A 13521-nucleotide genomic window follows, 5' to 3' on the forward strand; every position below is an offset into this window, starting at 1 on the left:
CTATTCATGTTACGTAAGCGTAGCCAAATTCGTGACTACCAATCAGAAGCTCGGCTGTTTCGCAACCGAGCAATTGTCTCTTTTATTGCGATCATCATGCTGGTGGGCGTTCTGCTTACCAATTTGTACCATATTCAAATTAACCAATATCAAGATTACAAAACGCGATCCAACGATAACCGAATCAAAATCGTCCCGATTGCGCCTAATCGAGGGTTAATTTATGACCGCAATGGTGTGCTACTAGCGGAAAACCGCCCAGTATTCAACTTAGAGATCACACCTGAGCAAGTGCGCGATATGGATGATACGATCACGCGCTTACAGCAATACCTGACCATCTCACCAGAAAAAATTGCCACCTTTGAAAAAGAGCGTCGTCAGACACGCCGGTTTAATTCAGTGCCGCTTTTGACACAGTTAACACCGGAAGAAGTGGCTATTTTTTCGGTCAATCAGCACAAGTTTCCCGGTGTATCAGTAAGCGCAAGCTTAAAGCGCTACTACCCCTATGGTGAAGTTCTCACTCATGTTATCGGTTATGTATCCAGAATCAATGACCGAGATATGGAACGTCTAGAACGCGAAGAGCGCTCAGCCAATTACCAAGCCACTCGTGATATTGGCAAACTGGGGATTGAACGCTTTTATGAGGATGTGCTGCACGGCACGGCTGGCTACCAAGAAGTTGAGGTCAATAGCCGAGGACGCATCATTCGCACCTTAAAATACGTCCCTCCCGTGGCAGGGAAAGACATTGTATTAAGCTTGGACATTGATCTGCAGCTTTATGTGCACAAGTTGTTGGATGGCCGTCGAGGTTCAATTGTGGTGCTCGATCCAAAAGATAACGGTGTCCTTACCATGGCATCAAGTCCAAGCTACGATCCAAACCCATTCGTACATGGTATTTCTAGCGCCGCCTACAACGAACTTCTCAATGACCCAGACCGCCCGTTAGTCAATCGAGCGACACTTGGTATTTACCCTCCCGGCTCAACGATTAAACCTTTTATTGCCGTCGCTGCACTTCAAGAAGGGGTTATAACCCCAACAACAACACGTAATGATCCTGGTTATTGGGTGATACCAAACTCCAAAACGCGGCCCTTCCGAGACTGGTTGCGCTGGGGGCATGGTCGAGTGGACATTAATAAGGCGCTCGAAGAGTCTGTCGATACTTTCTTTTACCAAATCGCCTACGACTTGGGTATTGATCGTCTCTCTAGTTGGATGATGAAATTTGGCTTTGGTGACTATACAGGTTTAGACATTTATGAAGAAGGCAAAGCGAACATGCCAACGCGTGAATGGAAAATGGCACGTCACCGAACCCCTTGGTATCAAGGTGATACGATTCCGGTCGGCATTGGCCAAGGGTATTGGACATCAACACCGATGCAAATTGCCAAAGCGACTTCCGTGCTGGTTAATCACGGCAAAGTGATTGCGCCGCATTTATTGCGTTCGACGCTCAAAAATGGTGAAGAGTTTAGCAGGCAAGAGCTTTCAGAATTAGAAACTTCGCCACCGATCGAAGGGGTGCCGAAACGCTATTGGGACATCGCAATCAATGGCATGCGTCTTGTAAACCACGGCAAAAAAGGAACCGCACGGCGTTCATTTACCAATATGAAATATGTCAGCGCTGGAAAATCTGGAACTGCGCAAGTGTTTGGCTTGGCAGAAAACCAAGTGTATAAGGCCGATGAATTAGCCGAACACCTCCGTGACCATGCCCTATTCACAGGCTTTGCACCTGTAGATGACCCGCAGCTTATTGTCACTCTGGTACTCGAAAACGCAGGGGGAGGTTCTGGCAATGGTGGACCCGTTGTTAGGAAAATATTTGACCGCGCCATTCTAGGTAAAGAGGCTGAAAAATAATGGAACTGGATCCTTCAACAGGACAAAATCGAGCGCTTTTTGAGCGCTTGCACATCGACTTGCCATTACTGCTGGGTATTTTGTTATTGATGGGGTTTGGGCTGGTCGTGATGTACAGCGCCAGCGGTCAGAGCTTAACTATGATGGATCGCCAAGCTATGCGTATGGTACTGGCTCTCGGTGTGATGATCTTTCTTGCTCAAATTTCCCCAAGAACTTATGAGTCTCTTGCACCCTTTATGTTTTTCTGTGGCGTACTGCTGTTGCTCGGCGTGCTGTTTTTTGGCGAATCGTCCAAGGGAGCTCAGCGCTGGTTAAATTTAGGCTTTGTTCGTTTTCAGCCCTCAGAATTGCTTAAACTCGCAGTGCCTCTCATGGTCGCTCGCTACATAGGGAAACGTTCTCTTCCACCCACCTTTAAAACCCTAGTCGTTTCGCTGTTAATGGTGTTTATCCCTACCGTGCTAATCGCGAAGCAGCCCGATCTTGGTACTTCAATATTGATTGCAGCCTCCGGCATTTTTGTCATTTTCTTATCTGGAATAAGCTGGCGAATCATTTTTTCTGCCGCCGTGGCTTTGGGTGGCTTCATACCTGTGCTTTGGTTCTTTCTGATGCGTGAATATCAAAAAACCCGAGTCAGAACACTTTTCAATCCGGAATCCGATCCTCTCGGTGCAGGTTATCATATCATTCAGAGTAAAATAGCCATTGGGTCTGGTGGGTTGTCAGGAAAAGGATGGCTACACGGCACACAGTCGCAACTTGAATTCTTACCTGAGCGGCACACCGACTTCATTTTTGCCGTCATTGCTGAAGAGTGGGGCATGATTGGCATCTTGTGTTTACTCGCTATTTATCTTTTTATCATCGGACGTGGTCTATACCTCGCGAGCAACGCACAAACGGCTTTCGGCCGAATGATGGCTGGAAGTATTGTACTCAGCTTCTTTGTTTACGTTTTTGTAAATATAGGTATGGTCAGTGGTATTTTACCTGTGGTTGGTGTTCCCTTGGCTCTCATCAGCTATGGTGGCACATCCATGGTCACTCTCATGGCTGGCTTTGGCATACTGATGTCTATCCACACTCACCGAAAAGCATTTTCTAAGGCAACCTAAGCATGAGAAACTCCCTATTTATCTTTATATTAACGAGTCTATTTCTCATCGGTTGTAGCTCTTCAAGCCGCTATTCAATAACAGACGACGTGGCCCCTAACACGCCACTCTCGGTTGAGCATATTGAAGATGCACATCCGCAATATGAACCCTATAGTTTGGGCGGCAACAAGAATTACACTTTGAGAGGCATAAACTACACCATTGTCAAAGAGGCCAAAGGATTTACAGAGAAAGGCCAAGCCTCGTGGTATGGAAAAAAGTTTCATGGACATCTGACATCCAACGGTGAAATCTACGACATGTATTCGATGACGGCCGCCCATAAAACGTTGCCGTTACCCAGCTACGTTAAAGTAACGAATTTAGATAACAAAAAAACTGCGATCGTTCGGGTAAACGATCGCGGTCCCTTTCATGAGGGACGAATTATTGATTTAAGTTACGCTGCCGCTTACAAATTGGGTGTAGTTCAAACCGGGACTGCGAATGTGGCTATCGAAGTCATCACCATCGATAAACCCATCACGACGTCACCACAGAAAAAGAAGGTTCAATATCTCATCCAAGTTGCCTCTGCAAAATCAGAGCAAAGAATACGAACTTTATCCGAACAATTGAGTCAAACATTGACGGTTGAAAGCTTTGTAGACAGTGTGAATGGCAGTCATCGCGTATTTTTAGGGCCATTTAATGACGATGCCCTGACTCAACAAACGCTAGAAAAAGTTAAATTACTCGGTTACGAGACCGCCTTCATCAAAGCGCAACCCGTCACTCAGTGACTTATCAAATCCAGTGATCTTGATTCAAGCTCTGGTTTGATAGGTCGTTTCTGTTAAGATATGGACAGTTAATAAGATAATTTGCATTCCTCATGAAAAAACACACATTCTTAAAACCGATTCTAGCGTCTTCTATTGCGCTTTCTGCAACCTTTACTAGCTCAGTATTTTCTGCGCCTATCGTGATACCTGATGCTCCTCAGATTGCCGCTAAAGGCTATGTATTGATGGACTACCATTCAGGTAAAGTGCTGGCAGAAAAAGAGATGAATACCAAACTTTCACCTGCAAGTTTGACGAAAATGATGACCAGCTACGTGATTGGCCAAGAACTGAAACGTGGCAATATCTCTCCGCAAGATAAAGTGGTGGTCAGTAAAAATGCGTGGGCGAAGAATTATCCTGACTCTTCAAAAATGTTCATTGAAGTCGGCACTACAGTTACCGTAGAAGAACTCAATAAAGGTATCATCATTCAGTCTGGTAATGACGCTTGCGTGGCGATGGCTGAACATATTGCTGGCTCAGAAGACGCTTTTGTTGACCTAATGAATGCGTGGGCAAGTTCACTAAAAATGAGCAATACGCACTTTGCTAACGTACACGGTCTAGATAACCCAAATCTCTATTCAACTCCATATGATATGGCGCTACTAGGCCAAGCATTGATTCGTGATGTACCAAACGAGTACCGTATTTATTCAGAGCAGAAATATACCTATAACGGGATTACCCAGTACAACCGAAATGGTTTACTGTGGGATAAAAGCATGAACGTAGATGGTATTAAAACCGGTCATACGAGTAATGCTGGGTACAGTTTAGTTAGCTCTGCAACGGAAGGGAAAATGCGCCTCGTTGCTGTGGTTATGGGTACCAAAGATGAAAATGCTCGTAAATCAGAAAGCAAAAAACTTCTGAGCTATGGCTTTAGATTCTTCGAAACCGTTGCGCCACACAAAGCAGGTGAAACATTCGTCGAAGAAAAAATCTGGATGGGTGACAAAGATAAAGTGGCGCTTGGTGTCAATGAAGATACTTACGTTACACTCCCTCGCGGTCAAGCGAAAGATCTCAGCGCAAGCTTTGTTCTTGAAAAAGAACTCAGAGCACCAATAAGCAAAGGTGATGTGGTCGGTAAGCTTTACTACCAGCTTGATGGCAAAGACGTGGCTGAATACCCTCTTTTGGCATTAGAAAATGTTGATGAAGGCAGCATATTTAGCCGTCTTTGGGACTACATTATATTACTTTTCAAAGGGTTATTCTGATATCCCTTATAGAAGATAAAACAAAGCCGCCTTACCGCGGCTTTGTGATTATTGAGTTCCATCAACATTCGCTGTAGTATTCGCCACCGCTAATCGAATTATCAACGGGAGTTTCCATTATGCTGACTATCAACTCTGATGCAAAACTCAAAGACTTACTCGAGTTTCCTTGTTCATTTACCTACAAGGTGATGGGCCACGCAAAGCCCGAACTTCCAGAGAAGGTTCTTGAAGTTATCCAACGTCACGCTCCAGGTGATTACAGCCCACGAGTTAAACCCAGTGCAAAAGGGACTTACCACTCCTTATCGATTAACATTACCGCCACCTCTATCGAACAAGTTGAAATACTGTACAAAGAGCTAGGCGAGATCGATATCGTACGTATGGTTCTGTAGCCCAAAAACCGTGATTGAGATGCCTAGCCTCTCATTTTTTGATTTATTCAATTTTTTTTGAAAGCAGCTTAGGCTGCTTTTTAATATAAATCATATAGATAGCATATACCCCATCACACTAAGGACAAATTTATCGTCCTCATTAGTAGTCCATTCGCTGGAAGAAGTTTATAATCCAAAAACTTTATTTATACGGTAGATGAGTCACGCTGATGTTAAATTCGCTTGTTGTAAAACGTCTGGGTCGCCAAGAATACCTTCCTGTATGGGAAGCTATGCATGAATTTACCGATACAAGAACCGAAAGCACACCGGATCAGATTTGGCTTGTCGAACATCAACCAGTTTTTACCCAAGGCCAAGCAGGTAAAGCTGAGCATCTTCTCAATACTGGCGATATTCCAGTGGTACAAAGTGACCGAGGCGGCCAAGTTACCTACCATGGTCCAGGCCAACTGGTGGCTTATTTCTTGATCGATTTGCGCCGCAAAAAATTAGGTGTAAGAGAGTTAGTGACCAAAATTGAACAGATCGTGATCAATACCTTGCAAGCATACCGTATTGACTCAGCCGCAAGACCAGATGCCCCTGGTGTCTATGTCAAAGGGAAAAAAATCTGCTCTCTTGGGTTACGGATCCGTAAGGGTTGTTCATTTCATGGTTTAGCGCTAAACGTCAACATGGATCTCTCCCCTTTCCTTCGCATTAACCCTTGTGGCTATCAGGGTTTAGAAATGGCCCAAGTCAGTGAACTGGGCGGCCCGACAGAACTACAAACCGTAGAAAAACAACTTATAATAGAACTCGTTAACATATTGGCTTACGAGCAAGTAGAATTCAGCACAGAAGCACCTCTTCAAAGGTAAAAAGCATGAGCAAACCGATCCAAATGGAAAAAGGCGTTAAATACCGCGACGCTGATAAGATGGCATTAATTCCTGTAAAAAATATGCCAGCCGCCGAACAAAAAGAAGTTTTGCGTAAGCCCGAGTGGATGAAAATTAAGCTGCCAAGTGATAGCCAACGCATCCAAGAGATCAAATCGGCAATGCGTAAAAATAATCTCCATTCGGTGTGTGAAGAAGCGTCTTGCCCTAACCTAGCAGAATGCTTTAACCACGGAACCGCCACCTTTATGATTTTAGGCGCCATCTGTACAAGACGGTGCCCATTTTGTGACGTTGCTCATGGACGGCCAAATGCCCCAGAGACAAACGAACCACAAAAACTGGCGCAAACCATTAAGGATATGAAGTTGAAATACGTGGTTATCACCTCAGTTGACCGTGATGACCTACGTGATGGTGGTGCCCAACATTTTGCCGACTGTAACCGTGAAATTCGAGCATTAAACCCAGAGATCCGTATCGAAACGTTAGTACCGGATTTTCGTGGCCGAATGGATATCGCCCTTGAACTACTCAAAGATAACCCACCGGATGTGTTTAACCACAACTTAGAAACCGCACCACGTCTATATCGTAAGGCGCGTCCTGGGGCAAACTATAAATGGTCACTGGAACTGTTGAAGAAATTCAAGCAACAACATCCAAGTATCCCTACCAAATCAGGCATCATGATGGGGCTTGGTGAAACAAAAGAAGAGATAGTGGAAGTATTGAAAGATCTTCGAGCTCACGACGTCACAATGCTTACTCTTGGTCAATATTTAGCACCGAGTCGCCATCACCTGCCAGTTGAACGCTACGTTCCACCGTCTGAATTTGACGAACTTAAAGAGATCGCACTAGAGCTTGGATTTACTCACGCCGCCTGTGGCCCGTTCGTACGTTCCTCCTATCATGCGGATATGCAAGCCAAAGGGCTAGAAGTGAAATAACCACACAGCACAAGTTCAATCAAGCCGATGTTCACTCATCGGTTTTTGAGACTCTGCTCGGTTAATGATTGAAGCTTGAATATTGATTCTATGTTCTATAGGCTAACGACATAGAAAATAGATAACAAAGCTAGGGATTTATTAATATGAAAACGATCAGTACATTAGCACTTGTTACAGCCACTTTAATGGCCGGTTGTGCGTCTAATACTCAGCAAGATAACTATCGTGAAGCCTCCTTTGAGCTTTGTAATACTGAAGTCAACATTTACTCTGTGAGTGATGATGGCCGCGTTCGTATTGTCTGCGCTGACGGCTCTAAGTTTGCCTTAAATAGCGAAAAGACACTTGATACTATGCGCAATATTAATATTGAGTATTGTGATGGTGAAGGTTTAGGCAAATTTAACGAGAGCACTAAATATTACTCTTTTCAATGTAAGTCAGGCACATTGCTCAGCATTGCAAAATAGTTCTGCAGAGCACATTCAACAGCGAGAGGCCACTCTTCTTATTGGTGCTCAATAAAATAAATAATGACCAAATAAAAAAGCTCCTGAATATTAGGAGCTTTTATTTTATTGTGCGTAAAACTACGCGTATACAGGCAAACGCTTACAAATTTCTAACACTTTTGCCTTCGTTGCTTGAATCACAGATTCATCACCCATGTTGTCCAAAATATCACACATCCATCCAGCTAGTGCTTTCGCATCAGCTTCAGTAAAACCACGGCGAGTAATTGATGGAGAACCCACGCGGATGCCAGAGGTGACAAATGGGCTACGCGGATCGTTCGGTACAGAGTTTTTGTTCACTGTAATGTTAGCCGCACCCAATGCCGCATCAGCATCTTTACCTGTAATATTTTTATCGATCAAATCGACAAGGAACAGATGATTTTCTGTGGAACCTGAAACAATGTTGTAACCACGAGCCAAAAACTCGGCCACCATCGCTTTCGCATTGGCGACTACGCGTTTTTGATACTCTTTGAACTCTGGTTCTAGAGCTTCTTTGAACGCGACCGCTTTACCTGCGATAACGTGCATTAAAGGACCACCTTGACCACCAGGGAATACGGCTGAGTTAAGCTTCTTATATAAGTCTTCACCTGCATTCGAAAGAATAAGGCCACCACGAGGACCTGCCAATGTTTTGTGGGTAGTGGTCGTCACTACGTGGGCATGAGGAACAGGGTTAGGGTAAACACCCGCCGCAATCAAACCAGCTACATGCGCCATATCAACAAACAAGTAAGCGCCCACTTTATCAGCAATTTCACGCATTCTTTTCCAGTCGCAAACTTGTGAATAAGCAGAGAAGCCACCGATGATCATTTTTGGCTGATGCTCAACCGCTAATGCTTCCATCTCTTCGTAGTTAATTTGACCTTTTGCATCAATGCCATAAGGAATGATGTTGTACAGCTTACCGGAAAAGTTGACAGGAGAACCGTGAGTCAAATGACCACCGTGTGCCAAGCTCATTCCTAATACGGTATCACCTGCGTTAAGCAACGCCATATAAACCGCGTTGTTTGCTTGTGAGCCAGAATGCGGCTGCACGTTCGCATAGTCTGCGCCAAACAGTTCACACGCACGTTCAATCGCCAGTGTTTCTACTTTATCGACAAACTCACAACCACCGTAATAGCGTTTACCTGGGTAACCTTCAGCGTATTTATTGGTGAGCTGTGAACCTTGCGCTTCCATTACACGTGGACTTGTGTAGTTTTCCGAAGCGATAAGTTCAATGTGTTCTTCCTGACGAAGAGTCTCTTCTTGAATAGCTGCGAACAGGTCCGCATCGTAATCTGCGATGTTCATATCACGCTTAAGCATCTGTATCTCCTGACTCAGATTTTACTGAAAGTTTCAAAAAAACCACACAACGACCAAAAGCAAACGTTTTCGTCACCGTAATATGGCGCACATTCTACATAATTTGATCTGGGTCATAAAGAACAAATTACAGAAATTATCATGCAGTTTTTTCATAATGGATAGTGAGGTAACTCATGCTAAACAGTAAGTTGGATAATGATGAGTTAGTATGTCAACCATTCTGCTTTACACCTTGTAAAGCTGCAATTACATAGGTTTACCTCAATTTTCACTCTCTATCTACCGAAAATATTACTTTTTCTTTACTATGCTCGCCATTCTTAGCTATTAAAATTATTTATCGATGCGAACACACACACGTAAAGAAGATTGGGTTGCCATTTTAACGGGAACCTTTTTGGTCGCACAAGGCGTCTTCTTTCTCCAGTCCGCTCATTTACTGACAGGTGGAACCGCTGGTTTAGCACTGCTGATCAGCCAGTTAGTCCCAGCCTCATTTGGTAGCATTTATTTTTTGGCTAACACCCCTTTTTACATTTTGGCTTGGAAACGATTCGGTCATCGCTTTGCCATCAACAGCGCGCTATCCGGCGCATTAGTCTCTATTTTTGCAGACCATCTTTATTTGGTAATTTCTTTGGAAATGGTCAATGAAATTTACTGCGCCATTGCCGGGGGATTATTAATGGGTCTTGGCATGTTAATTCTCTTTCGTCACCGTTCCAGCTTGGGTGGCTTTAATGTCTTGTGTTTGTTTATTCAAGATAAATTTGGGATCCCTGTTGGCAAAAGTCAGTTGGTTATAGATTGCTCAATTTTAGCTGCTTCTGCCTTTTTTGTTTCGTTTTCCATTGCCACACTGTCTGTGCTCGGGGCTGTCTCACTTAACCTTGTGTTAGCAATGAATCATAAACCCACACGATATAGCGTGACTTACCCTTAAGCTGTCGCAATACCCATAAGATTAAGAAGAGATAAAAATACAACCAAATTTAGCCTTAATTCTTACACCGTAAATGCCCCCCATTATTTTTATTTAAACATTAGCTAGCTCTTATGTAACGGTCGTCTAACAAGGTGACCACATTAAGTTAATGCAGTAATAGCAAGTGATTACATCACCTTATCCGACTCTCCGTACTCTATCTCAAATTGAAAAACCCAAAATACAGTCACCCATTCCATATATCACACATCGCGTCTTATTTTTGATGCACCTGATCAGTTGAAGTCGTCGGAGCTTAATATGAGAATGCACTGCTAAAAAATAATTATTATTCGTTACCTTAATAATTGAGCGGTTAGGAGCTTCTACAATGGGTGAAAGAGGAAGGATCCGTATTTCTAACTATCAAGGTAAATTTTTCTACCGCCTGATAGATTGCTTAGTAATACTGATCACAATGTATATTACACTAAAGTTTCACTCACATATCGTTACGATGTCTTATATATCTGTGGGACTTTTAGGGGTTATTTTTTATTCATTTATTGCTGAAAGCCTTGATATATACAGCGGTTGGCGAACCACAAAACTTAGAGTTTTAACTCTACACACTGCTTTTTGTTGGGCTTCAACTGTTGGCTGCTTAACTTTAGTTGGTTATTTCACAAAAACTGGAAGCGATTTCTCACGTTTAATTTTAGGTTTTTGGTTTGTCGGATCATTTATTTTATTACTGCTTTGGCGCTTCGTCGCATTTACAGTCATTTACTATCTACATAAAAAAGGTTATCACACCACTAAAGCTGTCATTATCGGCATGACACCGCAGGGCCTAGAACTATCGAAGAATCTCATCAATAACCCTGAGTTAGGTATTAAACTGACTGGCTTTTACGATGATAGGGGTGATGAACGTATCGCAAGCCATATTCCAGTGCTCGGTAAAGTTAATGATGCATTAACACTTGCCAAAAACGGTGAAGTAAAAAGTGTGTACATAGCACTACCAATGCAAGCCCAGCATCGAATCAGCAAGATTCTAGATGCCTTTTCGGATAGCACAGTGAATACCTATATTGTGCCAGACTTTTTCACCTTCAATTTACTGCATTCGCGTTGGTATACCATCGGCGATGTTAATGCTTTTAGTATTTTTGACACACCGTTCAATGGGTTAGGTACGTGGCTAAAACGTTTTGAAGATTTAGTCTTAAGTAGTCTTATCTTGATTTTAATCAGTCCTGTCCTTATTGCAGTTGCAGTAGGCGTGAAACTCAGCTCACCCGGCCCTATTATTTTCAAACAGATGCGTTATGGGCTGGATGGAAAGTCTATCAAAGTATGGAAATTCAGAAGCATGCGTGCCATGGACAATGGGAACAAAGTGACACAAGCCATAAAAAATGATCCCCGAGTGACTCCTTTTGGTGCGTTTATTCGGAAGACGTCACTAGATGAGCTACCACAGTTTATTAATGTGCTTCAAGGTCGAATGTCTATTGTCGGCCCTCGCCCTCATGCCGTAGCGCACAACGAAGAGTATCGAACGATCGTTAACCGCTACATGCTGAGACATAAAGTAAAACCAGGAATTACTGGCTGGGCACAAATTAATGGCTGGCGTGGTGAAACCGATACGCTAGATAAAATGGAAAAACGTGTCCAATTTGATTTGGACTATATACACAGATGGTCGTTGTGGTTCGACATCAAAATCGTATTTCTCACCGTATTTAAAGGATTTGTAGGCAAGAATGCTTACTAGAATGGATAAAGCATACTCATATGAAAACAACTAATTTAAATAGAATCGCGTCCTTGGGTTTGGCTTTTTTTGCGTTATCAGCCGTACAAGCAAAACCGCAACCTAACCCAATCATGACTGAGTCAGGGATTGCTATTGTACCGTTTTTAAACTTATCAACGGGTTATAACGACAACTTAGCAAAAGCGTCACAAGATCTCGAACATTCCCAATATTCAGTGTTCGAACCAGGTATCGGTTTAGCAATAGAGCCGACAAGTGGCCAGAAACATCGCGTAGGTTATCGACTACAAAGAGGCGATTTTTTCAGCTCTAGCAAAGATAACTACACTGACCATTTCTTTGATTTAACCAGTGACTGGGAGCTCAATTCCAAGCATCGAGTTGACTTCAGCTATGCTCTTGCATTAACTCATGAACAGCGTGGTGATAACGATACGACACTCAATTTGTCGTACAACGAATACAACACCAATAACGTCAACCTCGGTTACGGTTTTGGTGGTGAAGACGCCAAAGGTCGAATAGAAACCAACCTTGGTTGGGGCAATTTGGACTATAAAAACAACCAAAATATTACTCAATACCAAAATTGGGATGAATTACGATTCAACAGCTCTCTATACTACAAAGCGCTGCCAAAAACATCGTTGGTTTTCCAAATTATCGTTAATGACAGGCATTATAGTGATATAGCCCCAGGCTCAACTCTCAAAGACAGCACACATTATATGGGATATGTTGGTACCTCGTGGGACGCAACAGGGAAACTGCAGGGAAATGCCAAGGTCGGTATGCAACATAAAGATTTTGAATCCTCTTCTAGGGAAGATTTCGACTCTTTTTCATGGGATATTGATGTCACTTATCTCATCCGCACATACTCTGCAGTGCAGTTGAAAACAAATCGTAAATCAACCGATACTGACGGTACAGGTGATTCAATCGATACCAAAGTGTATAACGCAAATTGGACACACAATTGGAGTGACATCATCTCTTCTAACGTCGATTATTCTCTATTAAGCGAGAATTACACCAGCACTGCTCGCGACGATGACACCAGTAAGGTAACACTTTCATTAAGCTACGATTTTCGTCGTTGGCTAACATTCAAAGTCGGCTACCAACTTGAATCGAGAGATTCCAGCATCAATTCGTTAAGCTACGATCAAAATGTTTATTACTTTGCTATTGAAGGTGTGATGTAACTTACGATGAAGTACTTCTTAGTCATTCTATTGAGTTGTCTTTCCTGGTCAACATTGGCCAATGAGAGTTTTTATAAGTTAGGCGTTGGGGATCAAATTCGGATTCAAGTTTATGATGAACCAGAGTTATCTATTGAAACGCGTGTGGGTGACAGTGGTAACATTGATTACCCTTTTTTGGGACGAATTAAACTGAAAGGAAAAACGATTGAGGAAGTAAAAACTGTTATCCACAATGGTTTAATCGATGGGTATCTGGTTAACCCCAATGTTTTTGTCAGCATAGTCGAATATCGTCCCTATTTTATCAACGGACAAGTGAAAATATCCGGGAGTTACCCGTATCATCCGGGGTTAACCGTAAACAAAGCCATTACGATTGCGGGTGGATTCACTGAGCGAGCGTCTAAAACTAAGATCTATATATCATCAAGTGATGCTCCTGAGGCC

General features: G+C 43.0%; 13 protein-coding genes. 12 read left to right on the plus strand and 1 reads right to left on the minus strand.

Annotated features, from left to right (window positions below):
- Positions 1-6 precede the first annotated feature (6 nt).
- From mrdA to B9J87_RS14950, 8 genes are all read left to right on the plus strand, one after another.
- Complete coding sequence (gene mrdA / locus B9J87_RS14915; RefSeq protein WP_013857337.1) at positions 7-1887, plus strand: penicillin-binding protein 2; 1881 nt, start codon at positions 7-9, stop codon at positions 1885-1887.
- Entirely contained in the window at positions 1887-3008 is a 1122-nt protein-coding gene (gene rodA / locus B9J87_RS14920; RefSeq protein WP_013857338.1) for a rod shape-determining protein RodA, read from the plus strand. The genes mrdA and rodA overlap by 1 nt, the downstream gene beginning before the upstream one ends.
- Before the next feature lie 2 nt (positions 3009-3010).
- On the plus strand, positions 3011-3793 hold the full coding sequence (locus B9J87_RS14925) for a septal ring lytic transglycosylase RlpA family protein (RefSeq protein ID WP_017045827.1): 783 nt from the start codon (positions 3011-3013) through the stop codon (positions 3791-3793).
- Between the two features lie 92 nt (positions 3794-3885).
- Entirely contained in the window at positions 3886-5064 is a 1179-nt protein-coding gene (locus B9J87_RS14930) for a serine hydrolase (protein WP_094144639.1), read from the plus strand.
- A gap of 119 nt (positions 5065-5183) precedes the next feature.
- Positions 5184-5462: a DUF493 family protein YbeD gene (gene ybeD, locus B9J87_RS14935; protein ID WP_010317329.1), complete on the plus strand. Its 279-nt coding sequence runs from the start codon at positions 5184-5186 to the stop codon at positions 5460-5462.
- A 212-nt stretch (positions 5463-5674) separates the two neighbouring features.
- The gene (gene lipB, locus B9J87_RS14940; protein ID WP_013857342.1) at positions 5675-6328 is read left to right on the plus strand and encodes a lipoyl(octanoyl) transferase LipB; all 654 of its coding nucleotides are present in this window, start codon (positions 5675-5677) and stop codon (positions 6326-6328) included.
- 5 nt (positions 6329-6333) lie between these two features.
- Positions 6334-7302, plus strand: a complete 969-nt coding sequence (lipA, locus tag B9J87_RS14945; RefSeq protein WP_013857343.1) for a lipoyl synthase — start codon at positions 6334-6336, stop codon at positions 7300-7302.
- Between the two features lie 146 nt (positions 7303-7448).
- Positions 7449-7775 carry a hypothetical protein gene (locus tag B9J87_RS14950; protein WP_013857344.1) on the plus strand — a complete coding sequence of 109 codons (327 nt, stop codon included), beginning with the start codon at positions 7449-7451 and terminating at the stop codon, positions 7773-7775.
- Between the two features lie 120 nt (positions 7776-7895).
- Here the strand turns inward: B9J87_RS14950 and glyA are convergent, their stop codons facing one another.
- On the minus strand, positions 7896-9146 hold the full coding sequence (gene glyA, locus B9J87_RS14955) for a serine hydroxymethyltransferase (protein WP_013857345.1): 1251 nt from the start codon (positions 9144-9146) through the stop codon (positions 7896-7898).
- A gap of 346 nt (positions 9147-9492) precedes the next feature.
- On the opposite strand from glyA, the gene B9J87_RS14960 reads away from it, so the two are divergent.
- From B9J87_RS14960 to vpsN, 4 genes are all read left to right on the plus strand, one after another.
- On the plus strand, positions 9493-10092 hold the full coding sequence (locus B9J87_RS14960; protein ID WP_013857347.1) for a YitT family protein: 600 nt from the start codon (positions 9493-9495) through the stop codon (positions 10090-10092).
- A 373-nt stretch (positions 10093-10465) separates the two neighbouring features.
- The gene (gene vpsL, locus B9J87_RS14965; RefSeq protein ID WP_094151534.1) at positions 10466-11860 is read left to right on the plus strand and encodes an exopolysaccharide biosynthesis glycosyltransferase VpsL; all 1395 of its coding nucleotides are present in this window, start codon (positions 10466-10468) and stop codon (positions 11858-11860) included.
- Positions 11861-11880: 20 nt separating this feature from the next.
- Entirely contained in the window at positions 11881-13071 is a 1191-nt protein-coding gene (locus tag B9J87_RS14970; protein WP_094151536.1) for an outer membrane beta-barrel protein, read from the plus strand.
- 6 nt (positions 13072-13077) lie between these two features.
- A partial coding sequence (gene vpsN / locus B9J87_RS14975; protein ID WP_094151538.1) for an exopolysaccharide export protein VpsN occupies positions 13078-13521 on the plus strand: 444 nt, incomplete at its 3' end.

Source organism: Vibrio sp. V19_P1S1T109 (genome assembly GCF_002241375.1).
In the GTDB taxonomy this organism is placed as follows: domain Bacteria; phylum Pseudomonadota; class Gammaproteobacteria; order Enterobacterales; family Vibrionaceae; genus Vibrio; species Vibrio anguillarum.

Excerpts from the sequence above, each read along its gene's own strand:
- glyA (WP_013857345.1), bottom strand. The coding sequence starts at position 9,146 with ATGCTTAAGCGTGATATGAACATCGCAGATTACGATGCGGACCTGTTC.
- B9J87_RS14960 (WP_013857347.1), top strand. The coding sequence starts at position 9,493 with ATGCGAACACACACACGTAAAGAAGATTGGGTTGCCATTTTAACGGGA.
- B9J87_RS14950 (WP_013857344.1), top strand. The coding sequence starts at position 7,449 with ATGAAAACGATCAGTACATTAGCACTTGTTACAGCCACTTTAATGGCC.
- vpsL (WP_094151534.1), top strand. The coding sequence starts at position 10,466 with ATGGGTGAAAGAGGAAGGATCCGTATTTCTAACTATCAAGGTAAATTT.
- B9J87_RS14930 (WP_094144639.1), top strand. The coding sequence starts at position 3,886 with ATGAAAAAACACACATTCTTAAAACCGATTCTAGCGTCTTCTATTGCG.
- rodA (WP_013857338.1), top strand. The coding sequence starts at position 1,887 with ATGGAACTGGATCCTTCAACAGGACAAAATCGAGCGCTTTTTGAGCGC.
- mrdA (WP_013857337.1), top strand. The coding sequence starts at position 7 with ATGTTACGTAAGCGTAGCCAAATTCGTGACTACCAATCAGAAGCTCGG.
- lipB (WP_013857342.1), top strand. The coding sequence starts at position 5,675 with ATGTTAAATTCGCTTGTTGTAAAACGTCTGGGTCGCCAAGAATACCTT.
- ybeD (WP_010317329.1), top strand. The coding sequence starts at position 5,184 with ATGCTGACTATCAACTCTGATGCAAAACTCAAAGACTTACTCGAGTTT.
- lipA (WP_013857343.1), top strand. The coding sequence starts at position 6,334 with ATGAGCAAACCGATCCAAATGGAAAAAGGCGTTAAATACCGCGACGCT.
- B9J87_RS14925 (WP_017045827.1), top strand. The coding sequence starts at position 3,011 with ATGAGAAACTCCCTATTTATCTTTATATTAACGAGTCTATTTCTCATC.
- B9J87_RS14970 (WP_094151536.1), top strand. The coding sequence starts at position 11,881 with ATGAAAACAACTAATTTAAATAGAATCGCGTCCTTGGGTTTGGCTTTT.